The 26,031-nt window shown below is 61.1% G+C and carries 30 protein-coding genes; 23 read left to right on the top strand and 7 right to left on the bottom strand.

The genetic code is table 11. The features are described 5' to 3' along the window. The first annotated feature begins 13 nt into the window (after positions 1–13). Positions 14–1,246: a bifunctional 2-methylcitrate synthase/citrate synthase gene (locus tag ACWXWJ_RS03830; RefSeq protein WP_473963606.1), complete on the top strand. Its 1,233-nt coding sequence runs from the start codon at positions 14–16 to the stop codon at positions 1,244–1,246. Here ACWXWJ_RS03830 and ACWXWJ_RS03825 read toward each other — a convergent pair. Genes ACWXWJ_RS03825 through ACWXWJ_RS03815 form a run of 3 tightly spaced genes read right to left on the bottom strand, consistent with a single transcriptional unit; the run spans position 1,243 to position 3,407 of the window. After that, positions 1,243–1,827 (bottom strand): Maf family protein, encoded by a 585-nt coding sequence (locus tag ACWXWJ_RS03825; protein ID WP_293790760.1) that lies wholly within the window; start codon positions 1,825–1,827, stop codon positions 1,243–1,245. The genes ACWXWJ_RS03830 and ACWXWJ_RS03825 overlap by 4 nt on opposite strands. 16 nt (positions 1,828–1,843) lie before the next feature. Beyond that, complete coding sequence (locus tag ACWXWJ_RS03820; RefSeq protein WP_293790761.1) at positions 1,844–2,038, bottom strand: acyl-CoA carboxylase epsilon subunit; 195 nt, start codon at positions 2,036–2,038, stop codon at positions 1,844–1,846. A gap of 10 nt (positions 2,039–2,048) precedes the next feature. After that, the gene (locus ACWXWJ_RS03815; protein ID WP_473963605.1) at positions 2,049–3,407 is read right to left on the bottom strand and encodes an acyl-CoA carboxylase subunit beta; all 1,359 of its coding nucleotides are present in this window, start codon (positions 3,405–3,407) and stop codon (positions 2,049–2,051) included. 86 nt (positions 3,408–3,493) lie between these two features. Here ACWXWJ_RS03815 and ACWXWJ_RS03810 point away from each other — a divergent pair, with 86 nt between their 5' ends. Genes ACWXWJ_RS03810 through purE form a run of 4 tightly spaced genes read left to right on the top strand, consistent with a single transcriptional unit; the run spans position 3,494 to position 6,593 of the window. Continuing rightward, on the top strand, positions 3,494–4,336 hold the full coding sequence (locus ACWXWJ_RS03810; protein ID WP_448308047.1) for a biotin--[acetyl-CoA-carboxylase] ligase: 843 nt from the start codon (positions 3,494–3,496) through the stop codon (positions 4,334–4,336). Then, positions 4,333–4,845 carry a hypothetical protein gene (locus ACWXWJ_RS03805; RefSeq protein WP_473963604.1) on the top strand — a complete coding sequence of 171 codons (513 nt, stop codon included), beginning with the start codon at positions 4,333–4,335 and terminating at the stop codon, positions 4,843–4,845. Before ACWXWJ_RS03810 ends, ACWXWJ_RS03805 begins: the two co-directional genes overlap by 4 nt. Further along, the gene (locus ACWXWJ_RS03800) at positions 4,842–6,077 is read left to right on the top strand and encodes a 5-(carboxyamino)imidazole ribonucleotide synthase (protein WP_473963603.1); all 1,236 of its coding nucleotides are present in this window, start codon (positions 4,842–4,844) and stop codon (positions 6,075–6,077) included. Before ACWXWJ_RS03805 ends, ACWXWJ_RS03800 begins: the two co-directional genes overlap by 4 nt. Before the next feature lie 3 nt (positions 6,078–6,080). Then, positions 6,081–6,593 carry a 5-(carboxyamino)imidazole ribonucleotide mutase gene (purE, locus tag ACWXWJ_RS03795; protein WP_473963602.1) on the top strand — a complete coding sequence of 171 codons (513 nt, stop codon included), beginning with the start codon at positions 6,081–6,083 and terminating at the stop codon, positions 6,591–6,593. A 34-nt stretch (positions 6,594–6,627) separates the two neighbouring features. On the opposite strand, the gene ACWXWJ_RS03790 is transcribed toward purE, so the two are convergent. Together ACWXWJ_RS03790 and ACWXWJ_RS03785 are read right to left on the bottom strand one after the other, a co-directional pair. Beyond that, a complete protein-coding gene (locus ACWXWJ_RS03790) occupies positions 6,628–7,080 on the bottom strand; it encodes a hypothetical protein (RefSeq protein ID WP_473963601.1) in 453 nt (150 codons plus the stop codon). A gap of 107 nt (positions 7,081–7,187) precedes the next feature. Further along, positions 7,188–7,631, bottom strand: a complete 444-nt coding sequence (locus ACWXWJ_RS03785; protein WP_473963600.1) for a hypothetical protein — start codon at positions 7,629–7,631, stop codon at positions 7,188–7,190. 179 nt (positions 7,632–7,810) lie between these two features. On the opposite strand from ACWXWJ_RS03785, the gene ACWXWJ_RS03780 reads away from it, so the two are divergent. From ACWXWJ_RS03780 to ACWXWJ_RS03695, 18 genes are all read left to right on the top strand, one after another. Then, a complete protein-coding gene (locus ACWXWJ_RS03780) occupies positions 7,811–9,010 on the top strand; it encodes a sensor histidine kinase (protein WP_473963599.1) in 1,200 nt (399 codons plus the stop codon). Then, positions 9,011–9,694, top strand: coding sequence for a response regulator (locus ACWXWJ_RS03775; protein ID WP_473963598.1), 684 nt, complete (start codon positions 9,011–9,013; stop codon positions 9,692–9,694). A gap of 168 nt (positions 9,695–9,862) precedes the next feature. Then, positions 9,863–10,807 (top strand): HNH endonuclease signature motif containing protein, encoded by a 945-nt coding sequence (locus tag ACWXWJ_RS03770; RefSeq protein WP_473963597.1) that lies wholly within the window; start codon positions 9,863–9,865, stop codon positions 10,805–10,807. Between the two features lie 10 nt (positions 10,808–10,817). Next, the gene (locus tag ACWXWJ_RS03765) at positions 10,818–12,296 is read left to right on the top strand and encodes a recombinase family protein (protein ID WP_473963596.1); all 1,479 of its coding nucleotides are present in this window, start codon (positions 10,818–10,820) and stop codon (positions 12,294–12,296) included. Between the two features lie 490 nt (positions 12,297–12,786). Next, positions 12,787–13,002, top strand: coding sequence for a hypothetical protein (locus ACWXWJ_RS03760; RefSeq protein ID WP_473963595.1), 216 nt, complete (start codon positions 12,787–12,789; stop codon positions 13,000–13,002). An 18-nt stretch (positions 13,003–13,020) separates the two neighbouring features. Further along, complete coding sequence (locus tag ACWXWJ_RS03755; protein ID WP_473963594.1) at positions 13,021–13,176, top strand: hypothetical protein; 156 nt, start codon at positions 13,021–13,023, stop codon at positions 13,174–13,176. After that, on the top strand, positions 13,177–13,383 hold the full coding sequence (locus ACWXWJ_RS03750) for a hypothetical protein (protein WP_473963593.1): 207 nt from the start codon (positions 13,177–13,179) through the stop codon (positions 13,381–13,383). Positions 13,384–13,795: 412 nt separating this feature from the next. Further along, positions 13,796–16,084, top strand: coding sequence for a bifunctional DNA primase/polymerase (locus ACWXWJ_RS03745; RefSeq protein WP_473963592.1), 2,289 nt, complete (start codon positions 13,796–13,798; stop codon positions 16,082–16,084). A 598-nt stretch (positions 16,085–16,682) separates the two neighbouring features. After that, positions 16,683–17,015 carry an HNH endonuclease gene (locus tag ACWXWJ_RS03740; RefSeq protein WP_473963591.1) on the top strand — a complete coding sequence of 111 codons (333 nt, stop codon included), beginning with the start codon at positions 16,683–16,685 and terminating at the stop codon, positions 17,013–17,015. Between the two features lie 220 nt (positions 17,016–17,235). Next, positions 17,236–17,700 (top strand): hypothetical protein, encoded by a 465-nt coding sequence (locus tag ACWXWJ_RS03735; protein WP_473963590.1) that lies wholly within the window; start codon positions 17,236–17,238, stop codon positions 17,698–17,700. 92 nt (positions 17,701–17,792) lie between these two features. Beyond that, positions 17,793–18,923 (top strand): hypothetical protein, encoded by a 1,131-nt coding sequence (locus ACWXWJ_RS03730; RefSeq protein ID WP_473963589.1) that lies wholly within the window; start codon positions 17,793–17,795, stop codon positions 18,921–18,923. A 137-nt stretch (positions 18,924–19,060) separates the two neighbouring features. Beyond that, a complete protein-coding gene (locus ACWXWJ_RS03725; protein ID WP_473963588.1) occupies positions 19,061–19,504 on the top strand; it encodes a hypothetical protein in 444 nt (147 codons plus the stop codon). Next, on the top strand, positions 19,501–19,869 hold the full coding sequence (locus tag ACWXWJ_RS03720; protein ID WP_473963587.1) for a hypothetical protein: 369 nt from the start codon (positions 19,501–19,503) through the stop codon (positions 19,867–19,869). The genes ACWXWJ_RS03725 and ACWXWJ_RS03720 overlap by 4 nt, the downstream gene beginning before the upstream one ends. A gap of 198 nt (positions 19,870–20,067) precedes the next feature. Beyond that, positions 20,068–20,304 (top strand): hypothetical protein, encoded by a 237-nt coding sequence (locus ACWXWJ_RS03715; RefSeq protein ID WP_473963586.1) that lies wholly within the window; start codon positions 20,068–20,070, stop codon positions 20,302–20,304. 59 nt (positions 20,305–20,363) lie between these two features. After that, positions 20,364–21,299, top strand: a complete 936-nt coding sequence (locus ACWXWJ_RS03710) for an ABC transporter ATP-binding protein (protein WP_473963585.1) — start codon at positions 20,364–20,366, stop codon at positions 21,297–21,299. A 29-nt stretch (positions 21,300–21,328) separates the two neighbouring features. After that, positions 21,329–22,069: an ABC transporter permease gene (locus tag ACWXWJ_RS03705; RefSeq protein WP_473963584.1), complete on the top strand. Its 741-nt coding sequence runs from the start codon at positions 21,329–21,331 to the stop codon at positions 22,067–22,069. 19 nt (positions 22,070–22,088) lie between these two features. Next, the gene (locus tag ACWXWJ_RS03700; RefSeq protein WP_293790773.1) at positions 22,089–23,018 is read left to right on the top strand and encodes an ATP-binding cassette domain-containing protein; all 930 of its coding nucleotides are present in this window, start codon (positions 22,089–22,091) and stop codon (positions 23,016–23,018) included. 2 nt (positions 23,019–23,020) lie between these two features. Continuing rightward, positions 23,021–23,755, top strand: a complete 735-nt coding sequence (locus ACWXWJ_RS03695; RefSeq protein WP_448308296.1) for an ABC transporter permease — start codon at positions 23,021–23,023, stop codon at positions 23,753–23,755. Here the strand turns inward: ACWXWJ_RS03695 and ACWXWJ_RS03690 are convergent. Then, on the bottom strand, positions 23,748–24,329 hold the full coding sequence (locus tag ACWXWJ_RS03690; protein WP_448308297.1) for a TIGR03089 family protein: 582 nt from the start codon (positions 24,327–24,329) through the stop codon (positions 23,748–23,750). The genes ACWXWJ_RS03695 and ACWXWJ_RS03690 overlap by 8 nt on opposite strands. Continuing rightward, positions 24,329–26,014: an LCP family protein gene (locus ACWXWJ_RS03685; RefSeq protein ID WP_448308298.1), complete on the bottom strand. Its 1,686-nt coding sequence runs from the start codon at positions 26,012–26,014 to the stop codon at positions 24,329–24,331. The genes ACWXWJ_RS03690 and ACWXWJ_RS03685 overlap by 1 nt, the downstream gene beginning before the upstream one ends. Between the last annotated feature and the right edge of the window lie 17 nt (positions 26,015–26,031).

The following is a 26,031-nucleotide window of genomic DNA, read 5'->3' as shown; positions in this document are numbered from 1 at the left end:
AGGACACCTCACCATGACTAAGCCCATCAAGGTTTCTAACGCACCCTTCGACCGCGGACGCACCAACTTCACCACGCCCCGCGCCCAATCTAACAAGACGTCCAACGCCACAGGCACTGAAAAGAACATCAACAAGGGCCTTAACGGTGTGGTCGTGGATACCTCTGGTATCTCAAAGGTAAACCCGGAGACCAATTCACTGACTTACCGTGGCTATCCCGTGGAAGAATTGGCAGAGCACTGCACCTTTGAGGACGTTGCCTATCTTTTGTGGAACGGTGAACTTCCGGACTTCCGCGAGTTAGAACAGTTCCGCCAGCGCGAGCGCGCCCTGCGTCCGATCGACCGCAGCATGCTGGACCTCATCAATTCCCTGCCCAAGACTGCGCACCCCATGGATGTGCTGCGCACAGCGGTGAGTGTGTTCGGCACCGAGGATCTCAACGCGGACGACCGCGCCCCGGACACAGTACGCCGCACAGGGCTGACTCTGTTGGCGAAGCTGCCAACGATTGTCGCCTACGACCTGCGTCGCCGGAAGAACCTGGAGTACATTCCGCCATCCCGCGACCGCGATATCGCCGAAAACTTCCTCTACATGTGCTTCGGAGACGAAGAGGGGAGCCCGGCCAATAACCGCGATGACGTGGAAGCATTTGATCAGTCACTTACTCTGTACGCGGAGCATGGCTTTAATGCTTCCACGTTCACCGGGCGCGTCATCAGCTCCACTATGAGCGATGTGTACTCCGCAGTCACTGGAGCCATCGGTGCCCTCAAGGGGCCGCTGCATGGCGGTGCGAACGAGGCTGTGATGCACAACTTCCTTGCTGTCGACGACCCAGCCACCGCTGAACAGTGGGTACTCGATCAGTGCGATGCGAAGAATAAGATCATGGGCTTCGGCCACCGCGTGTATAAGAAGGGCGATTCGCGCGTGCCGACCATGGAGGCCGCTATGCGTCGCACCGCCGCCAACCACGATGGCCAACGCTGGGTCGACATGTACGACAACATGCAAAAGGCAATGGATCAGCGCACCGGTATTCAGCCCAACTTGGACTTCCCAGCTGGGCCGACTTACTACATGCTGGGCATCGATATTCCGTTCTTCACCCCGATCTTCGTGCTGGCCCGCGTCGTTGGCTGGACCGCCCACATCGTGGAGCAGAATGCGGATAATGCCCTCATCCGCCCTCTATCTAGCTATGTCGGCCCAGAGCAGCGCTCCGTCAAGGCCGACTAGTCCCACAGGTCGGAGAAGTCATAGCCGAAGCTTGCCAACCCGCGGCGTAGCGCGGGTAGTGAAAGCCCAATCACGGCGGACGGGTGGCCGTCGATACTCTCGATAAACCACCCGCCGAGCGCTTCCAGAGTGAAAGCGCCCGCGCACTCCAATGGCTCTCCCGTGGCAGCATAAGCCTCGATGGCACGATCGGATACGTCGGCGAATTGGATCGTAGTGGCAACTACTTCCTCATAAAGCTGACCCGTAGCGGCGTCAATTAGCGCATGCCCTGTAATAAGCTCCGCGCGCTTCCCGCGCTGCTGGCGCCACCGCCGCACCGTCTCTTCGTGCGTGTGCGGTTTGCCCTGGAGCTCCCCGTCGATGAGCAGCATGCTATCGCCGCCCAAGACCAGCTCTCCCTCGACCGCTTGCGCCTTGGCGGTGGCCAGATGCTGTACGTACTCAGCAGGGGAGGGGTTCACCAGTTTTGCTACCGCAGCCTCCTCGTCCACGCCCGGTGCGACCTTGCGCGGGTAGACCCCGGCGGCGTTCAGTACCTTCTCGCGGGCGGGCGAGGTGCTGGCCAGAGTGAGTTTCATATTTCTCGCCCTGCCACTAGCCTCGCGGCATCCGCGGATTGCGGAAAGCCCCCGGGTTACCGTGTGGCATCTCGCGCCCATAGTGCCCGCGGGTGTCGGGCTTAGCGTCGCGCAGTGCTGCGGCTTCGGCCGCTAGGTCGTCCACGATAAGTTGCAGCGCCCGGGTCTCTACCTCGTTCGGATTGCCCTTGATCACCTGAAAGTCTGTCACGCGCTTACTCCTAGAACGGCAGGTTGTCGTGCTTGCGCGGATAGCCATCCTCGGCCTTGCGCTCCACCAGGCGCAGCCCGTCGATAATGCGGACGCGGGTCTCCGACGGGGGAATCACGGCGTCGACCAAGCCCCGTTCGGCGGCGGAGTAGGGCTCCGCTTGGTAGCTATCGTCCTGTGCAATTTGTGCCGTGGGCCATGCGTAGACCAGGTCGGTACCCAGGCGCTTGGCCCCTAGCGAGAGGTACGCATCCCCGAAAGCCTTGCGGGTAATCACCGCGATCTTGCCGACGGATGCCGTTGCGGTCACTCCGATAAGTTTCGCGGTGCGGCGGAAGAGCGCGTCGGGTGCGTAGCCAACGGAGTCTACGAAGGTCACCAGGGGTACGTTGAATGCGTCGCAGAAGCGGATGAAACGCGCGGCCTTCTCGGCTGCCGTGGCATCGATCGCTCCTGCTTGTTGCTCAGGTTGGTTCGCAATGACGCCCACATTCCGGCCGCCGACCCGCGCCAGCGCCGTAATCAGGTTCGGTGCGTGGAATTTCTGCAGCTCTACTACGGTGTTAGCGTCTACCACCCGGTTGAGAACCGCGTGCATGCCATAGGCCTGTGAGTCGGAGTCCGGGATGAGGTTGTCCAGCTCGCCGGCCTCTGCCTCGCCATCTTCGCCGCGCAGGGGGAGTGCACGGTTATTGCTGGGCAGGTAACCCAGAATGTCCGCGACGAGTCCCAGTGCGGAGGCATCGTCCTCGGCGTAGAGGTGGGCGGTGCCGTCTGTGGCGTCAGCAACGAGACCGCCTGCGTTCTTGACGGCAACGACGATGTCGGACAGAACTACCGAGTGCACCAGCGCGCCACTGGTGGGGCCGGCGACGAGAGCGATCTGCGGAACCACGCCGGAGAGCTTGGCCTGCAGGCTGTGGATGCGGGAGAAGTACTCCAGCGCGGTAATGCCCTCGTGCGGGCGGGCGCCGGTGCCCTCGTAGATGCCGATCAGCGGGGTGCCGGACTTCACTGCCAGTTCCATGACTTTCAGGATCTTCTCGCCGGCGGTCTCACCAATCTGGCCGTCGAAGAGGGTTGCGTCCTGTGAAAATACGCAGACGGGGCGGCCGTCGATGGTGCCGTAGCCGGCGACGATTCCATCGGTAACGGGGCGGAACTTATCGGCCTTAAATGCGGTCGCGCGGTGGCGGGCGAGTGCGTCGGTCTCCACGAAGCTACCGGCGTCCAATAGTGCGTCCACGCGGCGACGAGCGCGCGGGATCTCGTCTCCCTGCGGCTTGTGGGTCTCCGCCAGGCGATCGCGGAGGTCGGCGATCTTCCCGGCGGTGGTCGATGTGTCGGTGGTAGAGCTCATGGTGGCCATAATACGGTGTAAAAACTCCCATGCCGTTATTGGTGGGGCTAGAGTGTCTTGGGAAAGGCATGTGAAAAGAAAGGACGGCACGGTTCATGCGCACTCCGCTGGATCCCCGCCATCTGGCCGAGCGCCTGGCACCACTGGGCTATCGGCATGTCGAAATAGTGGAATCCACCGGCTCCACCAGCACTGACCTAGCCGACCGTGTGCGCAGTGGCGAGGATCTGCCCGACATGAGCCTGCTGATGGCCGAGGAGCAGACCGCCGGGCGCGGCCGCAAAGGACGTTCCTTCGAAGCCCCAGCGCGCAGCCAGTTGATTTGCTCCGTCCTGCTGCGCCTGCCCGACGTGCCAACCGACCGAATTGGACTTCTGCCGCTGCTTACCGGATTGTCGATCGCATCCGGAATCCGCTCTTCCGCTGATATTCCGCTGCAGCTGAAATGGCCCAACGACTGCGTCCTGGATAGTCGTAAGCTCGTTGGGATCCTGGTAGAGGCCGTACATCTGAATCCGCACCCGGCCATCATCCTGGGATTTGGCATTAACTACGACCTGCAGGTCGAAGAATTGCCCGTCGCCCACGCCAGCTCCATTGATTTGGAGTGCGCCCGGTTGGGCGTTCCCTGCCCGAAACGCGAGGATATTGCGGTGGCAGTGTTCGCGGAATTGGCCGCGAATCTGGAGAGGTGGCGTCGATTGGGAGGAGCAGCACAGACCGTGCTGCCGCGATACCGCCAGCTATCCGCAACCATCGGTACCTCTGTGCGCGCCTTTCTACCCGGCGACGAGGTAGTGGAAGGACAGGCCGCTGACATTGATAACGATGGTGAGCTGCTCATTCGCACCGATACCGGCACGCGGGTAATCCGCGCCGGGGAGATCGTGCACCTGCGCGCCGACGGTAGCGGTGATTACGGGGGCCGATACGCATGAGCAAGATCACTTTTGACCCTGACGAACAAATTCTCGCCGAGCTCAGTCCCGCCCGTCGTTCCATGTTCTTCCCGGTACTGCGCCTACTGGTGTGGACGGGCTTGTTCTGGATGGGAATCGGTGCACTGGATCAGTACATGGCGACCCATGCTTTGGACGCCCCCACGGTGGAGTCTTTTACCTGGCTCCGTCGGGGCTTGTTGCTCCTATGGTTGATAGTTTGCTGGAGGCGCTGCGTTCGGCACCTGGTTTTCCGCGCGCGCTCCCGAATGCTGTTGACTGACAGGCGACTGATTACCGCCAGTGGACATGTGCGCAGCCGAATCGGCCAGATCCCTCTGGCCAATATCGTTGATTGCCGCGCATACCGAGGGGATGTTGCGGTGTACGTGGCCGGGGCGCGTGTGCCGCTGGTGCTCCATTCGGTGCCTTATACCCGCAAGTTCGAAAGGTTGATGAAGAGCCAGATTAAGAGTGTCGGGGCAGAGAACTATAGTTGGGGGTTGTGAGTGAAAGCAATGGGAAGAATACTGCCGACTGGTCACTAGCCCGGGAGACTGCACACGCGCCGGGTGCGCCGCTGGTGACGATCATCGGCGACGGTCAGCTGGCGCGAATGACACAGCAAGCAGCCATCGAGCTGGGCTTGAGTTGCCGGGTGCTGGCCGGCGCCTCGGACTCTTCGGCTGCGCAAGTCACCGCCGATGTGGTGTTGGGGGATTACGCGCTGGAGGAGCACGTCCGCGAGGTCTCCCGCGACTCCGACGCGGTGACCTTCGACCACGAGCACGTGCCCAATCGTTTCCTGGATGATCTCATTGCCCAGGGGGTGAACGTGCAGCCACAGCCGGCGGCGCTGATCCATGCTCAGGACAAGTTGGTGATGCGTAAGAAGCTGCGCGAGATGGGGGCACCGGTGCCTGCCTTCGCCGCCATCGAATCTGCCGATGATATCGCCGGGTTCTTTGACGCCGTAGGAGGCCAGGTCTGTCTAAAGGCGCGCCGTGGTGGCTACGACGGCAAGGGTGTGTGGTTCCCCGCCACGGTGGACGAGGCCCGCGAGTTGGTGGAGAAGCTGCTGGACAAGGAGATCCCCCTGATGGCGGAGAAGAAGGTCGCGCTGGTGCGCGAGCTGTCCGCCATGGTGGCGCGTACTCCCTCCGGCCAGGTGCAGGCGTGGCCAGCGGTGGAATCGCTACAGGAAGATGGCATCTGTGTGGAGGCCGTGGCGCCCGCCCCAAACTCCACCCCAGAGATTCTCGCTGCCGCAGAACAGCTGTCCCGCGACGTCGCCACCGAGTTGGGCGTCACGGGTGTGCTGGCGGTGGAGTTGTTCGAGACAACCGACGAGAACGGCCAGCCGGAAATCATCGTTAACGAGCTGGCGATGCGTCCGCACAATACCGGCCACTGGACGCAGGATGGCTGTGTCACCAGCCAGTTCGAACAGCATCTCCGCGCCGTGTTGGATCGTCCGCTGGGTTCCACAGAACCCACCGCGCCGGTAGTGGTCATGGCAAATGTGCTCGGAGCGCCCGAGGATCCGGCGATGCCGATGCACGAGCGTATGGATGCGGTGTGGCGTCGATTCCCGAATGCAAAGATCCACATGTACGGCAAGGATTGGCGCCCGCGCCGTAAGATCGGCCACGTCAATATGCTGGGCGAGGATCCGGAACTCACCCGTGCACAGGCGCGCTTGGCCGCAAAGTTCCTGGAAACCGCCGAATGGGAGGACTAACCGATGACTGAGAACGCACGCACCCCGCTGGTCGGCCTGGTGATGGGGTCCGACTCCGACTGGCCCACCGTCGAACCGGCCGCTGAGGTGCTGGCCGAGTTCGGCATCCCCTTCGAGGTCGGCGTGGTCTCCGCGCACCGCACCCCGGAGCGCATGCTTGACTACGCCCGCACCGCCCACTCCCGCGGCGTGAAGGTGATCATCGCCTGCGCCGGCGGTGCCGCCCACCTGCCGGGCATGGTCGCCGCAGCTACTCCGCTGCCGGTGATTGGCATTCCGCGTGCCCTGGGCAACCTGGATGGCCTGGATTCCCTGCTCTCTATCGTGCAGATGCCGGGCGGAGTGCCGACTGCCACCGTCTCCATCGACGGCGCGAAGAACGCTGGCCTGCTGGCTGTGCGCACCCTCGCGGTGGCGGATGCAGCGCTGATGGACAAGATGGTCGAGTACCAGGAGAAGATGCGTGACGCGGTGCTGGAAAAGGACCGCGCCTTGCAGCAGAAGTTGATGGGGTGAAGCGTTCTAACTGGGTAGGGTTCGTCGGGGCTGCCTACTCATCGACTTTGTGGAGAACGGGGAAAACTCCTTGAGGCCTGTCGGTAGCAGAAAAACTATCTTGCAAAGTTCTTATAAAACCATCTTCGCAGAGAATTAAACTATCTGGTTTCGTGTCGTCTAGTTTCGCGGCCTGAACTCGGTATTTATCCCCTAAATGTGCCAGGGTTACATCATCTATACGGTCAATGCTGCCAATTTTGTGAAGTCGAGTTCCTTTCTTGACGCTTATCTCTTGAATATTTGTGGAGTAGGATGATTTATCCTTGCTTCCTTGGTAGAGGTCGACAATTCCGGGAAGAAAATCAACTTCATAGTCCCCGTCGGGCGTGGTTATTCTTAGGAAGCTGACGGTAAGAACCTGCCCTGTGTCTGGATTGGATACAACATCTCCATCATTCGGGCGACTTAATGGGTTCCCGGATGGGTCGATGATTAAATAGGCCATAATTTACCTCATCTCGCAATTTGTGTAGCCCAAGAGACCGACTCATCCCCGGTAGGTGTGAATCGTATCGTCTGGATGGCTGGTTTCAAACCAGGTAACAAAGAAAATCAAGATCCTCGATCGATAAGATTCTTATCGAACTCGGTAGAAGTATTCCTTGGGGGGATTAATGGCTCAAGAATCTCATTTAGGATTGCGCAAACAAGGGCAGCAATTAGGCAGGCATAGAAAGGCGTAAGGATAATGTAAAAAACAGCAGCCAAGAGAAAGGTGCCACCAATTGTGGACGCCCAGTACTCTGACGGGCAGATTCCGAGCATAATGAAAGCTCTAGCAACAATCGCAACTGAGATGTCCAATATTGGCGACAGGATGAGGATGGTTAAGCTCCACAGTGGCACAGCCCAAACGCCGCCGACGCTGAATCGCCAGTGCGCGTTTGGGATGATCCATTGCGTCGCAATGACAGTCAATACTATCGGGAGACATATGGCCACAAGGGTGAGGGTTAATGCAATGAGTGAGCCAAGTTCGCCGATTTGCTTCTTCATCAGTTTTCGAAGCCTAACATGATCTCCAGCCAATCTGCCATGTCTCGGGCTAGGCCTGGCGACGTCCTCTGGTTGTTCAGATAGCGTTCGAACGCCATTTGTTGCCGAGCAGAAGTTGTTTCGTTAATGGCCTGCTCGTTTACGGCGATAGGGTGCGCCTGTAACTAGACTCTTCATACATGTCTTATGAAGCAGTTCTTCGCCCGGTGTGGTGGCGGGATGCCTCCTGGTGGGTGTTCGTATCCATCGCGGGCTTCCTGTACCTCTTCCTCGGTGCCGGCGCGACATTCGGCAGCGGGATCGTTAGCTCGACCTGGCAGGTCGTGCTTGCAGTCGTTGGGCTGATCACTAGCTTCATCGGTCTGCTTCTGCAGAGGTTTCGGCCCGAGCCGGGCGTGGCAGTCGTGGCGCTCGGCATGTTTATTTTCGCTGCGTCTGCGATGCTGGTCTGGCCTCTCGGCTACCTGGTCGTGGCCTACGAGGCTTACTTCATCTCCGCGAAGCTGACGCTGCGCCGCAAGCTGTGGCTGACTTTGCTGCTGCTCGGCTCTTTCTTCGCGATGGTGTGGGCGACTTGCTACAACGCGGGCACCACTGGGGTCGGCGTAGACTTTCGGACCGCCGAGTTCTGGCTATTCTGGGGGCTAATTGTCCTGCTCACCGTCTTGACCGTCGCCCTGATGTGGCTGACGGGCCGCTATTCGCTGCGTCGTGACCAGGCCGTTGAGGCGTTGGCCGCCCGCGCCGAGCTCGCCACCGTCAGCGAGCGCAACCGCATCGCCCGCGAGCTTCACGACATCGTCGCGCATTCCCTCACCGTCGTCATCGCGCAGGCGGACGGCGGGCGCTACGCGGGCCGCAAGGATCCCGACAAGGCCATCGAAGCCCTCGACACTATCGCCGCGCGCGGTCGCTCGGCCCTGACTCAGATGCGGGAGCTGCTCTCTGTTCTTCATGAGGACGCCCCCCCGCCGCGTTCTACCACCGTCACCCCTGGGGTGGCCGGCGTTCCCGACCTGGTGGCGGATGCAAAGCGCAGCGGGGTGCAGGTGGAGCTGCACGTCACGGGCGAACCGCACCAGTTGGACGAGGTCCGCGACCTCAGTGTGTACCGCATCGTGCAGGAATCCCTGACCAACGTGCTGAAGCACGCGGGTTCTGTGCCCGCGCAGGTGCGGCTGGAGTGGGAGCCTGCCCGGGTGTTCATTAGCGTGGATAACGCGCCTGGCGACGAGCAGATCGAGGGCTCCGGGCGCGGCCTGACCGGCATTCGCCAGCGTGTGGCCATTCACGGCGGCACGGCCAAGTGGGGAGCCTCGGCGGTTTACCCCGGAGGGTGGAACGTTACTGCTACGGTGCCTTATGCGAAGGAGGATTAAGTGATACGCGTAGGTTTGGCCGACGATCAGCAGCTGGTGCGCGCCGGGTTTGGCTTGGTATTGGATTCGCAGGACGACATCGCTGTCCAGTGGCAGGCTGCCGACGGGCAGGAGGCCTGCGAGCTGGCCGAGTCGCAGCCCGTCGACATCATCCTCATGGATGTGCAGATGCCCCGCTTGGACGGCATCGAGGCGACCCGCCGGGTGGTTGCCGGCGCCACCGGCGCCCGCGTGATCGTGCTGACCACCTTTGATAACGACAACTACGTCCTCGGCGCCGTGGAGGCCGGGGCCAGCGGTTTCCTCCTCAAAGACACCGACCCCGAGGACCTTATTTCCGCCGTCCGCACCGTTGGCGATTCGGCTGCCGTGATCAGCCCGAAGGCCACCGCGCGCCTGCTGCGCAGTATCCGCATGGAGCAGACTCCGCAGCGCCGCGAGCCCGTGGAGCTGGATCTTCCCGATCCGCTGACCCCGCGCGAGCTGGAGATCCTCAAGCTCATTGCGCTGGGTTTCAGCAACCAGGAGATCGCCGACAAGCTTTACATTTCGCTGCCCACTGTGAAGACGCACGTCGGCCGAGTACTCATGAAAACCCAGTCGCGGGATCGGGTGCATGCGGTGCTGTTTGCCTTTAAGTACCACCTCGTCAATTCCGAGGATTTACTCGAACAGACTTTCTAAAACCTCTACCTTAGCTTTACGGACATTTTCGCTGTTCGGGCTGGTAGTGTCAATAAAAAGAAAAAAGTTTCGGTGGGGGTATTGACTTTGTTTGATGGTGTGTTCTATTGTTTAGCTAGGAAGTTTGGCGGGGGCACCACAACCTCGCCGCTGGATTAGGGGAACTCCATGACTACCTCACCACCATCGTTTCGAATAGCCAGTTCGCAGGATCCGCTGACCGTGGCGGCCCGGCAGCTCAATCAACAACAATTCCAACTGATAATGGCATGCGCCCCGGACGGGGAGAATCTGGTGCCCGATTTTTGCAGCCGCCTCGCCGTGCGTCTGGGTGTTTCCGCCGGGGTCGCGGAGGCCTGGGCCGAGGCCGCTTTCGTATTGCGCGACTTTCCGCGGCTCGTCGAGCTGTTTGATCAGGGGTGCTACACCGCCCGCCACGTTCTGCGGGTGGCGCAGGATCTGCTGCCGGTGTCGCCCGACGATCGGGAGAGGGTTGAAGGCAAGGTTCTTGAGGTATTGACGCCCTCACGTCCCGACCAGCACGTGTTTTCACCACGGACTATCCACAACCGGATCTCGAAGATTTTGCGGGAGGTCGATCGGAACGTCGTACCTAAGGATGAGTCCACCGTGGCCGAGCCGAGTTTCAACGTCGATTGCCGCGACCCTGAGTACACCACCTTCACGCTGCGGGTCCCGCGGATGGAGGGCATCGAGATCGACAAGATCGTGCGCGCTACCGCCAAGAAGTATGACTGTTCGCAGCCGGAGGCAATGGTGCGGCTGATCACCGACAAGGCCGAAGTTTCGGTGACTCTGAACCTGTACCACGATCCGGCGAATGACGGCGCGGTGCTGGGGGAGGACCACTGGCTGAACCGCTCCGCTTCCAAGACCTGGTTGCAGCGGGTGACTCACCTGTCCGCGCCGGGCTACGCGGAATGCGAGGGTTACGTGCCGACGGAGAGCATCAAGGCAGCTGTTGCGGGGCGCGACCTGCACTGTCGCTTCCCGGGCTGCGAGGTTCCCGCCTACAAGTGCCAATACGACCACGTGCGGCGCTACGGCAGCGGACCGACGTCCACGGCGAATATGGTTGGTGAATTGGTGTAAAACTTTATTCATGGCTCACATACCCACCAAAACCACCTTGCCCGCCGGTATCTACGTGCGCATTTCCCTAGACAAGCACGACGGCGCGGGCGTTGAACGACAAGAACAGGCGTGCCGGACATTGGCCGCCGAGCTCGGCCTTGAGGTGTCCCGCGTGTACTCGGATAACTCAATTTCGGCCTACTCGGGGAAAGTGCGCCCCGGCTTTATTGACCTTGTAGCCGACGTGAAAGCACGCAAGATTGGGGCGGTGCTATCGTTCGCCCCCGACCGCATTAGCCGCAATGTGAGCGAGTACGGACTATTCAAAGCCACCCTCAAGAACATGCATTGCCGCCTTGTCTACGTCAACGGTGGCGAGCAAGCCCTAGACGACCCTAACGCCGACCTGATTAGCACCATGCTTTCGGGCGTGAGCCAATGGGAAAGCGCGATTAAATCCACCCGTATAGCCGCCGCCAAGGCACAGCAACGCGCCCGTGGTGAGTACCCGAGGAACCCGAACCGACTATTTGGGTACACGCACGACGGTGAGCACCACCCGACCGAGGCGCCGCTTGTTCGTGAGGCGGCCACCCGCATTTTGGCCGGGGAATCACTCAAACGACTTAGCCGTGAATGGCAAGACGACAGGATAACCACCACCGGCGGCAACCGACCTATCCCGGAATACATACGCAAGGTTCTTTTGACCCCTACCACGGGCGGGTTTACGCACTTCAAGCTCAAGAAAAAGGACTACACCGCGAGCGAGTGGGAACAGCTTAGCGAGTGGGACAAGCTCGGGGTTATTGGCCGTGGAAAATGGGAGCCGGTGCTTGACCCCGAGGTGTGGCAAGCCGTGTGGGCGCACCTAACGAACCCGGCACGCAAAACCAACCTTGTGGGTAGTACGCCGCGGCACTTGCTTAGCGGTATCGCGCGGTGTGGAAAATGCGGTGAACCACTGTATTGCCGTAGAAAGCCCTATAAGAAAAAGGCCGACAAAGAACGCAAGCGTGTGTACTACTGCAAGGAAAGTGGCGGCGGGCACCCTACCCGCATTGCCGAGCCGCTGGAGCGATACATTGCCGACCTTGTGCTTAGCCGACTATCGGCAAGTGACATTGTTGGCGAGCTTGCAAGCGGGGTGGATAGTGACCGCCGCGGCGAGCTCACCACGACCCGTGACATGTTGCGCGGACGTATGGCCGACCTTGAGCAACAGGCCACGCTAGGCAATGTGAGCATGGAACAGTTCGGGCGAATGAACCGCACGTTAGCCGACCAGCTTGAGGCTATCGACGCCGAGCTTGTTGAGTTGGCCGGTGCCGGTGGTGTTCTAGCCGAGTTAGCCGGGGTTGCCGACGTTCGCGCGTGGTGGGCGACCGCCACGCTTGAGCTTAAGCGTGAGCTCATACGGGCGTTAATGACTATCACCGTGGAAGTGACCCCGCGGGCGCAAAACAAGTTCAACCCCGAGTACGTCACCGTGGAATGGAAAGTGTAGGCATGGCTACTCACGTGTTGAAAATCAAGTGCAAGTGCCGACCAACACCGCAAGGTGAGCCGAGACCGGTATCTAATCTGTTGTGGCTCAAGCAATCCGCACACGCTAATCGCTGGCTTGCACCTCCCTTTGACCGGCAAGTTCGTAACGCGGTGGTGACGGAATCGGGGCAACCCGGCGAGCCTATAGGTGAACACGTTTTTACCGTGGAATGTACCAAGTGCCGCCGCGTACACACGGTGAGGTTTGCACAGCTCGTACGTTGGTGGGGCGATTTTCTCAATGGTGGCGCCCCCTCAATTGAACTGTAAACGCCCATGCCCTATAATGGAGGGGCAACTTTATCGGCGTGGTTACCAAACGAGCCTTTACCAGCGTCAACGCTAGGTAAATGGTATTCACCACATTAAGCCGCGGGGAGCCCCATACCCTGCCTAAACGGTGGCCTTTAAAGCCTTTCTTCCGGGAAAGGCCTGAAAGGTATGCCCTTATGGCTCCCAAGGAATCGCAAGCGGTACAACGCCGAATTGGCCGCCTCAATGCGCAAAAGCGTTGGCACCCCGGCACCGACACCACCGAGCTAGAGCAAGACCTAGCCGCGTGCCGAATCAGTGAGTACGCCCGCAAAATCATGGCCGAGGCGCCCGCCCTCACTCAATCGCACATCGACGCGGTGGCCGCCATTCTCGCTAAGGGCGGTGAATAAGCCGTGACCAACCGAGCAATGACCCCCGAACAGCGCGCCGAATACATGCGTCTATCGTTCGCCACGCTAGACACGCTCAAGGCATACGACACGACCCGCCGGGCGCCGACCTTGAGCCCCGAGCGGCGCGACCGGTTGGTTTCCATCTACCGGGCCAACAAGGCGGTGGTGTAGGTGACCCGTTCCAAGCTCACACCCGCCCAAGCTCACACCGCCCGGCAACTCGCCCGTGACGGTGTAAGCCTCATGCGAATTTCTACCGTGCTGAACAAGCCCTATGTTGAGGTGTTCGCCGCCGTGCGAGGCGTGGACTACCCCCACCCCGTCATGGGAGAGCACCCGGTACCGAACAAGAACAAGGGCGGTGACCTATGGCCGTAAACGAACCAATCTGTCTACGCCCCGGCACCGTCGTGGACGTATGGGTACAAACAGGCGCGCACGTGTTGATGGACACGTTCACTATTGAGTGCCCGCCCAATGCCTACTACACCCCGCCCACACCGCCGCCGCGGTTCACACTTCACGCCGCCCGCGTGCTCACGATCAACGAGCGCCGCCAACTACGCCGACTTCTTGGCAACCTCGGCGAACCACGAGGGGTGGAACTTCCACCGTCGCCCGTTCATCGCACGCGGCCTACGCCCGCACAAGCGGGAACGTGGGTTAAGACCGGCACCGTTGCCCCGTGGTATTCCGCCCGGTCGTCTGACAAAGGAAAAGCCCCCCGCCGAAAGGACTCACAGCGAGGGACTTCAAGCCACCACCACCAACAAGGAAAGTGACACCTACCATGGTAACCCATAATCAAGAGTCCACCATTCCGCGCGGGAAATTCCCATTTTGCGAACCGGCGGGTGCCGTCGACCGCCAAGAGCCGACGCGCGCGCACAAGCTCACCCGGCTACTCAACAACGCGCCGCGGGTGGATAAAGCTACCCGTGCCGAGGTGCTTGACTACGTACATGCGCTACAGGCCGAGGCCGTGGCGGTGTTGCCAATCCGAGCAGGGGAAAAGCTACCAGCGACACCGAACGGTGTACATGGCGCTACGACAGACCCGGCGGCGTTCGACGCCATGTATTCCACCGGGTGCAACCTTGGTGTCAATCTCGGTGCAAGCGGCCTTATCGTGGTCGACGCCGACACCCCGGCCGAGGTCGAATCATGGCAGACGTGGCAGCGTGAGCACCACGCCTACATGCCGACAGCAACGGTGTCGACGCCCGGCACCGCCGCGGCGCACAACGATGGCGGGCATTGGTGGATTGACGCCACCGGTGCCGGTGAGCTCAAGACGACCAAGCTCGGAACCGCTACAGCTATGACCGGTGACCGCTACGTCCTATTACCCGGCAGCGTGCGCACCGACGTGGCCGACCCCAACCAGCCTGCCTACGTTGCACAGGGCACCGTCTTTAACAGTTCTGTAGGCAGTGCCGTCATTGAGGCTGCACGCCGGGTGGACAAGCCCGAGACTAAGACCACGCGAGAGCCCAACCCCACCCCGGATAACAGCATTGGCCAATGGGCAGCGGCGACCGAGTGGGACGAACTTCTAACCGCCGACGGTTGGATTAACACCGGCGATAGCGATAGTTGCGGTTGCGACACCTACACAGCGCCGGGAACTCACGCTAACCCCAAATCCGCAACGGCACACACCGGACTTTGTGAGCTGTCCAATAACGGCGGGGCACTTACAGTGTGGACTGATAATCCACCGGACGAACTCACCGACGTTATAGAAGCCAAGGGCAAAAGAATTAGCAAGTTCGACTATGTAGCCCACATGCACCACGACGGCGACACCTCGGCCACCTTTGAGGCTTTAGGTCTTGAATACTCCGCCGGAGGGCAAGCACTAAGCGCCGCCGAGTTACGAGGCAGCGACAGCAGTCAAGAGGTCGCACAGCCGCGGGGCAAAGTAGACCTAAGCGTCATTTTGGCCGACGACTACACCCCGCCCACACCAACCTTGTGGACGCGCACCGACGGGGCGAACTTGCTATACCCCGGCAAGTCTCACAGCGTTCACGGTGAGAGCGAATCGGGAAAGTCATTGCTCATGCAAGCCTTGACCGCCGAACTCATTAGCACCGGTGAACGAGTCCTATATCTGGACTATGAGGACACCGCCCTTAGCGTCGTCGGCCGTCTACGCGCCATGGGAACCCCCAAGGACGCCATTGTGTCCATGCTGGACTATTGGAACCCCGAACCAGCAGGAACCAACGCGGTGGAACCCGAGGGGCTAGGCCTCATGGACACCGCTACCTACTCCCTAGTAGTCATCGACGGTGTGACAAGCGCACTATCTGACGCCGGTCTGAACTCAAACGACGGTGACGACGTAGTGCAGTGGTTTAGCCGTGTTCCTAACCACCTCGCAACCACCACCGGCGCGGCTGTGGTTGTTGTTGACCACGTGGTCAAGAACGGAACCGGTGGACGGTTCGCCGTCGGCTCCAACCAGAAAATGGGTCAACTTACCGGCGCCGCGTACACCGTGGACGTGCTCACCCCGCCCGCCCAAGGCAAGGTAGGAACCCTTGAGCTATCAGTCGGCAAAGACCGCCCCGGCGGTGTACGAAAGTTCGCAGACAGCCCCAATCAACACCGCCAAGGGCGCGTGGCAACAGTGACCGTGGACGGTACAGGCGGCGGCCTATCGGTGACCGTCGAACCCCCACATGAGAGCGCCAAGCGCGCCACGCAGGCCACAGCCGCGGACGGCGCCATTGGTGCCCTGGACGTCTACCTAAATGGGCTAGATGAAAAGGTTAAGCCGAGCCGCCCAGATGTGCTGTATGCCATTGTGCGCGTTTATGACGAGGGCAACGGAGTAACCGCGAAGGAAATTAAGGACATGTGGAAAGAGCTTTCACCACAGGACGGCACCCTAGCGGTGACCCGCTTTAAGGAAGTGGTCAGGCGCGCCAAGGAAACCGGTCTAGTCAAAACTCCGAGGGGTAAGCGTTCCTACGTGTGCGCCCCCAGTGCCATGCCGTCACCGCGTGCGCTCGCCCTTGTTGAGTTCCTAGAGGGATACGCCGAGAGGGACGTAAACGCGGGACTTTAGGCGCCCAAAGACGGTACCCTTTAGTACCTTTACGTGCGTAATGGTGCAATTCTTTTACGCACGTAAGTTACGCACACCATCGGCTACACCGCCGCGCGCACCATTACGCACGAACTAGAGCACGTTAACGCAGCTCATAGCACATATTCTAGGCCTAGTGGTGTGCGTAAAGATGTGCGTGAGATTACGAGTAAAGATGCGTAGATGTCCGTGCGTAACTCTCTCTATAGGGAGTTACGCACACCACGGACACCACAAAGGTGAGACACCAAAGAAAGAAATAAACGGATTGAAAGAGCTGTGTTGAGGTAGACGACAACCAACGACACATGAGTTGAGCTTTGCAGCAATCGACAAGCAACAAGAACAAATGAATATTCACCAACAACGTGCATAATTCCGCCCGCTATGCCCCGCGTGGTCTAGCGTGGGGTGGGGGGTGCCTCCCTTGGCCTTGGCCGGTCTACCCTCCCGGTATACCGACAAATGTATCGCGGAAACCAAACGCTCGGAACTGGAACATATAAACACCCGCCGCGGGCATGAATAAACCGTGCATAAAATGTGGTGAGACCTCCGAGCGAAAAGGACTACAGCCGTGACCGACCTACACGCCCCGCACAAGAAAGACGACCGCGCCGCCCGGCCGTGGGCATTCTCCGCCGCGTGGAAGAAGAAAGTGCGCACATGGCGCCGCAAGCTAGAAAACGACCCCGCCCTTGCCGTGTGCTGGATATGCGGCGGCACAATCGACATGAACTTACCGCCGACCCACGGCCGAGCGTTCACCCTTGACCACCTTGTGCCCTTGAGCCAAGGCGGTGAGCTCATGGGAGACGTCAAGCCCGCCCACCGCTCATGCAACTCGGCCAGAGGAAACGGCCGCCGTTCCCGCCGAGGCTCCAACCCACCCACCTTGCTTGACTGGTAACGCGACACACGACGATAACCCGGCCAAATCAACGCCCCGCGTGGCCGTGGACGGCCTCAAGCCCCGGCGGTGGGTAAAGAGTCCACCCCGCGCCCTAAAAGCCGTGAGAGAGCCTTACAGCGCCGCGCCGAGCGAACAGAACGCCGCCGGTCTATATTGAGGTTGCACCCCGCCCGCGGCGCGTGTCCCTCAATCCCCCAAAATCCCCCGAGGTGACCCCGTGGACGGGGTGCTTCCTATCGCACGCACCGACGCCGAGGGCAACGCCTTTTGGTCGGCGCGCGACCTCATGCCGCTCATGGGGTACCGCAATGTCAACGCTTGGCAACCGTTCCGTGCAAACGTAATCAACCGTGCCGAGAAGTCGGCCGAAAACACCGGTATGACCTGCCAATTCATGCACGTGCATGAGGTCATCGACCGCCACCAAGGCGGCACCACCGAACGCGCCGACGTCCACCTTGACCGCATGGCCGCCTACTTGGTTGCCATGAACGGTGACCCTAACAAGCCCGAGGTGGCCGTCGCTACCCCCACTAACTACCCCCGTTCAGTAAGCGCCCTAACTTACAGCCGTGTAGTCCCTACCTCGCACAACGCGCCAATATTACACATTATCGCCGTGACCAGCGCAAACAGTACCCTTTTAGAGACTTGCCAACGCCTACCACACGCACGACAATAGGCGGTAGTGGCGCGCCCCGATCCCAACCCGACCCGAGCCCAAAAGTGCCATGACCACCAACCAGCTTTCTAGCTTTCAAGGACGTGACACTTATGGCTACCGAGCCAATTACTTACTTTTCCGACCGTGCCGCCGCGGTATCTTCCGCGCTACGTATGACGGGCGTTGTTCCTACCGCCGCTAAGGCCATGCGTGAGGTAGACGACAAAATCACCGGCGCGTTGGACATGTTCGACGCCCGCACCGCCGCCCGTCCCCTCAGCGAGTTCACCGAGGCCGGGCGTAAGTGGGCGAAGAACCCAACCAAGGGCGGGCTTGAGCGCCTCGTTGAGACCTTGGACGCCCCCGTTGGCAGCGCCGCCACCACGGTGCCCGTGCGCGTCAAGGAACCGTGGGGTGAAGAGTGGCAGCGCGTCACCGCCTCAACCCCTCATGCACGCCGCATTGCCGCCGCGCGCAAGGGTGCACTCGATGGGCTCATCGCCAAGTTCGACAAGCCCGCCTATTCCACGGCCACGCTCATTGAATCGTGCAAGGCCGAGGTGCGCGCGTGGTTCGACAATCTGGCTACCGAGGCCGCCGAGGCGTTGGCAGCACTTGACGACGTAGCGACAGACAAGGCCGCGGCTACCGGGCGGGTGGACTCAATTCTTGAGTTGATTGACCCGGCTACCACGCCCGAGGCCACTATTACGGCCTACCGCCGGGCGGCGCGAGCATGGGCGCACGTTGACGGTGACCTTGACGACTACGCCCCGCTTGCCCGCGCTATGGCGTTCAACGACGTGAGTGAGACGCCTAACCCCGAGCGTGACGTGTTCGCCCGCATGGAAGAAAAGACCAGCAACCGGGCACGTTTCAGAGCCCTCATGTTTGACGCCGAGGTGTGCGTGCTGGACGTGTTCGGCATGAACAAGGTTAAGGCCGTGGCCGCCGGTCTTGGACATGTTGCGCCACTTGCCGACCCGCTCGGTGACGACCTACCCGAGCTTGAGCGCCGACTTGGGGCAATCAACGCCGCGGTGGGTTGGCTCGACCACCGCAAGCGCACTGTTGGCGACCGTCTCCGCGGCGCCAAGGGGCTGTACAGCGCGCACGACCGCTACGGCATGGCCACCGCCGAGGAATCACTAGCGGCGCTCAAGGCCGAGCGCCCCGAGGTGTTTACCGACAACGCCGCCGACTACGACCTTGACCCGGTGGCCGACGTCTACGCCGAGTAATCCACATGGACGGGCTAGACCTCACGGTGTGGCCGTGTCACCCTCACGGCACGTGGCAACGGGCGCTACTTCACCAAAGTCTTGGGTTACCGGTGGACGACGCCGACGCGGCCGCCCTAGCCAAGTGGGATAGGCACATGACCATGAGAACTGAGGGCGGCGTGAGGCGGTGGCAATCGCATGGCCGCGCCGACCTGCCTACCAAGCGGGAATTGTTACGGCAGCTTGCCGCCGAGCGGGAAGCGGTCATAGGCGCCGCCCACGCAGCAATTGAGCCGGGGGAGGTTGTCGGGTGTTGGGAACTAGCCCGCCGCGTTGCCGCCCAGCCCGGCACGCCGAGTAGGGAAACGTCACGGGACATTCTCAAGTCCTTGCCGCCGTCTTCCGGCAAGGGAAGATACCTATGCAAGCGCTATATCGACAATCTAAGCGGGCACCCCGGTCATTTCTTTGCACGCCGCCCAAGCGACTTTGACCGGTTCATTGCCGAGAGCAAGGCCAACCGTCGGGCAATCGGCACCCGCATGAGGGACAATTTGCAGTTTGGCCGACCACGGAAGAAAGAGAGCGTAAACCAATGACAACCAACAACAACCTTGACCAGCTCGGTGCACGAGTCTATGGACGTGACGAGGCCGCCGAGGCCAACACCCGCGGCGCGCGGGTCTATGGACGAAACGACGACTTGGACGCCCTCGGTGCACGGGTGTACGGGCTCGGTGACCGGGGCGCGGTGAGTCACGAGCAGGCCACCGAGGCCGACACGGCCACGCCCGAGCGGTGGCGCCTGAATGAGGTACGACAGGTAGCCGCCGTGGCCTCATACGACGACCTTGACGCTATCGGGGCACGCATGGCCGCCCGGCGCCATTCCGGTGGCGTGGTCACCGCCGATAACCGGAATGGCCGAGGTGACACGCCCGGCTTGCCCGGTTTTGACTACTAGCGTTGGCCACTAGCTAGGCAACTAGCCACTTGGGATAAGACCACCACCGCCTAGTTCACCGGCGGTGGTGGTCTTTGTCGTTGCCGTTCAACGCCTTAAAAAGCGTTTCCCACCTGCATGTTTGTGCCCTATGGCGGTGGGAACGTCACCGTGTCGGCTACCCCCTAAAGTGTTTACACCAATTCACCAACTAGCAACTTGCACCTACTCTGCTCGAAGCACCACAACCTCAAGACCGCCGGCAGCTGGGATGTCGCCCTGCACCCCGACGGGCACGAGGTGTGGACCTCCCATGGCGACGGGCACAGCGTGATCACCGAGGCCGAGGGGCCACTGGGGCGCGAGACCTTCGCCCAGCGCAACGTCCGCAAAACTAAGGCGCTGGCCGAGTACCACCAGGCGATCGAAGAGCAGGAGGGCGGGCCGTCATACTGAGGTAGGACACGCAAGATCAACCCCTCGTCCGATGTGGGAGTACCACCCCGGGCGGCAGCATGGGAACCATGATCATCGTGGAAAACCTCACCAAGAGGTACGGCAAGAAAACAGTAGTCAACGACCTTTCATTCACCGTCCCGGACGGGCAGGTGACCGGCTTCCTCGGGCCCAACGGCGCGGGCAAGTCCACCACCATGCGCTGCATGCTCGGCCTCGATAAGCCGAGCGTCGGCAAGGTGACCTTCAGCGGCAAGGGGTACGCCGGCGATTTCGCAGGCCTGGATAACAAGTCCAGCATCGCCGGCGCGGTCCTGGACGCCACCTGGTTCACCCCGGCCCGCAGCGGCCGCAACCACCTGCGCGTCATCGCGAAGGGCGCCGGCATCTCCGACAAGCGCGTGGACGAATGCCTCGACATGGTCGGCCTCACCAGCGCTGGCAAGAAGAAAGTTGGCGGATACTCGTTGGGCATGAAGCAGCGCCTCGGCCTGGCCGCCGCCCTCCTTGGCAACCCGCAGCACCTGATCCTCGACGAGCCGGTCAACGGCCTCGACCCGGAGGGTGTGTCTTGGATGCGTCGCACCATCCGCCATCTCGCCGACGACGGCCGCGGCCTGCTGGTCAGCTCCCACCTGCTCAGCGAGATGCAGCAAACTGCCGACCGCCTCGTACTAATTGGCCAGGGCAAGCTCATCGGCGAGCAAACCCTAGACGAGTTCCTCGCCGGCGGCGCCCACGTGGAGGTCGAGTGCAAGGAAGCGGTCCTGCTAGCAGACAGCCTGCGCAGCCGCGGTTTCCAGGTCGATCTGGATCGCGAGCGGACGCTGCGTGTGGGCGTCGACAACATACCAGAGCACGAGGTGCGCGCAGCGATCGCGGCCACGGCGCTAGAGGAAAAGTTTGCGGTGACCAAGCTCGCGACTACCGCAGACAACCTGGAACAGCGCTTCCTCGCCGCGACCGCCAGCCAACAGGAATACCGCAGCAACTAGCCCCCCACCGCACAGAAAAGAGACAAACCATGCTCAAAGCAATTTCCTCCGAAACTACGAAGCTGCTAAGCCTCCGCAGCACCTGGATCTACGTGATCCTGTTCACGGGTTCGATCTACGGCCCGACGACGCTCTACATGCTTTTCAACGACTCCTCGCGATTGGATGGCGGCTGGCCCGAGCTTCTATTCGGCGGAATGATCTTCCTGATGATCGCCATCATTTTCGGCGCTTCGACGACGGGCGGCGATATCAGTAACCACATGACGGCCCACGCTTTCCTTACTCAGAAGAGTAGGAGTTCCTGGCTGCTGGCCCGCGCGCTGGTGGCGGCGGTGTTTGTGGAGCTGAACTACATCCTCGGCGTGGCGCTCAGCTGGGCAGTGTTCAATGTATTCCCGGCCGGGCACTTCACCGGCGAAGGCCAGCTGCTGGTGTGGGGATACGCGGTGGGCGCCCCCGCCTTCGCCGTGATGGCCGTCGGCATCGCCGCACTGCTGCGTAATCGAGTGGGTGCCATCGCACTGCCGCTGGTGTGGATGCTCGTAATTGAAGGTCTGCTGGCTATGGGTGGCCAGAAGATCCCGTTCCTCAAGACCCTCTACCACCTCTCCCCGGGCAGCCGCGTCCAAGACATGCAGTCGTGGGTCGTTTCGACGGACCATGCCGGAATGGCTTCTCCTACCTCCGGATTCATTGTGCTTATCGCCTGGATGGTCGTCCTGCTGGCACTGGGGCTGTACAGCAACAAGGTGCGAGATGTGAAATAAGATTTGATAGCCTGACGGCATGATCGCAGTCAAAGAATTAACTAAAAAGTATGGGTCCACGGAGGTTCTCCATGGGCTCACTTTTTCTGTCCCAGATGGCCAGGTCACAGGCTTTCTGGGGCCGAATGGTTCCGGAAAGTCCTCAACGATGCGCTGCATTCTGGGGCTGGATACGATTGGCAGGGGAGAGGTCACTTTCGACGGCCAACCTCTGCATGCCTACCGCGCCCAGCGACCTCACATCGCTGGCGCTCTTCTCGAACCCACCTGGTACATGCCGGGCCATTCCGCCCGGACGCACATCCGCTCCATTGCTCAGGCGGCGGGGATCTCGCAGTCCCGCGCCGACGAGTGCCTGGAGCAAGTCGGCCTGACAGGGGTACAGAAGCGCAAGATCAAGAAGTTCTCCCTCGGTATGAAGCAGCGCCTCGGCCTGGCAGTGGCTTTGCTGGGTAACCCGAAGCATCTCATCCTCGACGAACCGGTCAACGGACTCGACCCCGAGGGCGTGCACTGGATGCGCGAGCTCATTCGTCGCAACGCGTCCGAGGGGCGCGCCGTGCTGGTCAGCTCACACCTCCTGCACGAAATGGAGCTCACTGCCGACCGCTTGGTCGTCATCGGCAAGGGCTCCCTCATCGGCGAATACACAATGGACGAGTTCCTCCGTTCGGGTACCCAGCCCACCATCCGGATGCGCGTCGCCGATTCCAATGCTTTTATCGACGCCGCCTCGCGCTTGGATGGCATCAACCTCACCCAGCAGCCCGACGGCTCGCTGGAGTTCGCCTCCGAAGCTCCCGACCTGGACCGACGGCTCGGCGAACTGGCACGCGATACCGGTGCTGTGGTTCTGGAGATGGCACCCCAGCGCGCCGGCTTGGAGCAGAAGTTCCTGGACGCGACCGGGCAGGCAGTGGAGTACAAGACCCAGGGGAGGAGAAGCTAAGAATGCTAGGAGTTATCCGCAGCGAATGGACGCGCTCGCGCGCGATGTGGGGCACCTGGATCATGTTGGGCTTCGTCCTGCTGTTCTACGTGGGCGCCAACATCTTGACCCTGAGCTACTACAGATCCGAGTACGGGGCCAACGAGCCCGAGGTGAACTTGGGGGAGCTGGGCGTGGGCCTGCTACCGGCCTACCTGATGATCCTGTCGCTCTCCGCGGTGAGGGTCAGCGGCACCCGAGGGCACAATCTGCACGCGCAATCCTTCCTGGTGATCCCCGCGCGTTGGCAGCAGCTGTTCGCCCAGATGTTCGTCAACGCCGCCCTGGCGATGGTGACCATGGCTGTGGCAGTAGGAGTATCGGTGGCGATGGTGGCCACCCTGCCGCAGAAAATGAACACCGACCAGCTGCCGCTGCTGGGCTACACGATCCTTTTCGCCGGTTTGGTTAGCCTCATGGCCTCGGCGATCGGCGTGTTGATTCCCTCCCCGGCCGGCGCGGTGGCGCTGCCGCTGGTGTGGGCCACTGCGGTGGAGCTGATCTCTCAACAGCTCAGCGAATGGATTGCCGACAACATCGCGCCCTACCTGCCGTTCAACAACATTTGGATGGTCCTGGGAGGCAACGTTTCCGTGGGCGGGCACGATACCCCAGTCAGTATTGCTATCGTGGCTGCCTGGACAGTGGTTCTAGTGGCCTGGGCTTTCCTCGTCCACCAGCGCAGAGACGTTAAATAATCGCGTTCTCAGCCGCTGCGATCTCGGCTGTCGGCTCGGTGGCCATCACTACCGACCCGCCGTCTCGCAGCGGCTTTAGTGTATCCAGCATCGACTGGGTATCGGTCCATGCCGGAACTAGCACTCGTGGACCCGCCGGGGCGGGGGCGGCCACCGGGCCGGGGTAAGCATCGGGCTGCACGCGCAACTCGGGGGAGAAATCATTTACGCCGAAGGGCAATTCGCCGCCGGACTCTTCTACGCCACGGCCAAAAGGATCGTCGGAGAGCAAGAAAACCTCGCCCGAGTGGGCCTCCGCTAGGCTGAGGTCGTCGGTGAAAAGCACGTCGCAAGAGTCGGCGTCAATAATAGGAACGTCGGTTCGCCAACATCCCAGAACAACCATGAGTGGCTGCCAGCCCGGGGCGCAGGCAATACCGACGGAACTTGGGGCGAGAGAATCCAGCAGGTTGGCGGCTTTTGACTGCCAATTGTGCAGGGTCTGCGCGGATAGCTCCATGCGGCCTGAAGGGGTGTAAGTGGTCAGGCGCGGGGAGGCGGGATCCTGGGCTACGAGGGGAGCAATAATATCCATTAGTTCACGCACATCGGACCGTCGCCGCTGGCGTCGATCGGATCCTTTCGGTCGGTACCCTCGCCGGAGCCCGGGGTGCCGACGGTGGAGGATTTCTTAGCGGAGGAGCCTGTACTGTCAGTGCCGGTCGAGGACGTGCTCTCGTCATCGGGAATGCCGTCGCCATCGAGGTCCTTGATGCCTTCGGTCAAGGTGCCGACTGTGGGGTCATCCGGCTTGGTCAGAGGAGCGGATTGCTCCAGTATGCCCGGGCCGGCATAGGTGCCGGATAGGGTGACGGAGAGCTCGTGCTCATCCAGCGAGGAATCCTTCACCACATGCAGCCCACCGAGCTGCTTGGCCAGCGCGCGGGCTGCAGGATCATCGGGATTCTTGGCGTTTACCTGCGACTCGGATACGCCAGTCTCCGGGTGATTTCCCACCTTGCCGGACTTGTAGCCGTACTGCTTAGTCAGATCCGCCACGCGGCCGGCCAGTCCCGTCTGCTCGGAGGCGTTGAAAACGTTGACCTTGTAATCCTTGGCCTTGTAGTCGGTGATATCAGCTGGCTTATCGGAGGTGGTCTTGTCCTCGCCAGGCTTGTCGCCCAACAGCTCTTCAAAGAAGCCGTGAACCTGCTCGGTATCGACCGTAACGACTGATTCGCCATAGTCTCCCGTGCCGTCGATACTGGTCACGGGGATGGTTTGGAAGCTAACGTCGCCGCCAGCCATGTTTTGCATCTGGGTGGCCAGACCCATGACATCCCAGCCACTATCCAGCACGACGGAACGCTGCACCGCATCGTTGAGCTTGGACATGCTGCCCGGATCCGTCAGCGTCTTAGAGGAAAGTACCTTGCTGGCCAGGCTGGCCATATAGGCCTGCTGGCGGGTGATGCGGTCCAAGTCGCCGCGTGGCAACTCGTGGCGTTGACGGACAAAGCTGAGCGCATTCTGTCCGTTGAGGGTCTGGCGCCCGGCCTTGAACTTCGCGCCAGAAAGTGGCTCGTCGACCTTATTTTTAAGGCAAACATCCACCCCGCCGACTGCGTCTGTCAGGAGCACGAAGCCCAACAGGCCAACCTCGGCGTAGCGATCCACAGTAATGCCGGTGAGATCCGCAACCGAACTGATCAAAGCCTGACGTCCGGCTTCGGTTGATTTCTTCTCGATTTCGGGCTTCTTGCTATCGGCATCCTTGTCGGAGCTGTCCTTGGTGAGCTCTTGAGTCTTTTCGAACTTCGCCGTGCCGTAGACACCATTGAGTTTCATGTTGCCGTAATCGCGGGTGCTCACGTACGTATCTCGCGGCAACGAGACCGCGGTGGCTGAGGAACCGTCATTCGGGATGCGAATCAGGATCATGGTGTCGGTATTCGTGACATCTTCCTCACCCGCGCGCAGCATGTCGATCTCCTTCTGGGAGAGCGGGTTACCCTTAGCGTCCGTGCGGGAGTCCACACCGACCAGCAAAATATCGGTCGCACCGTCCGCCTGGTTGCCGAGGTTAAGGTTATCTGCCTGAGCCAGCCCATCGTTCAGGTTGCCGACGGTCATGTAACCAATGCCCATTACGGCCAGCGCGAGCGCCGAGACCGCAGCCAGCACGCCACGGGAGATTCCGGAGCCAATCTGCTTGGCTTCCGCCTCGCCGGGAGCTGCCTGGATGCGCCGGGAGTGCCGGCTTCTCTCATGCTCTGTCATTGTTCACACTTTAGCGG

The organism is Corynebacterium sp. p3-SID1761 (assembly GCF_055862885.1).
The sequence above is the reverse complement of the archived record's forward strand: the minus strand, read 5'-3'. Positions and strand labels throughout refer to the sequence as shown.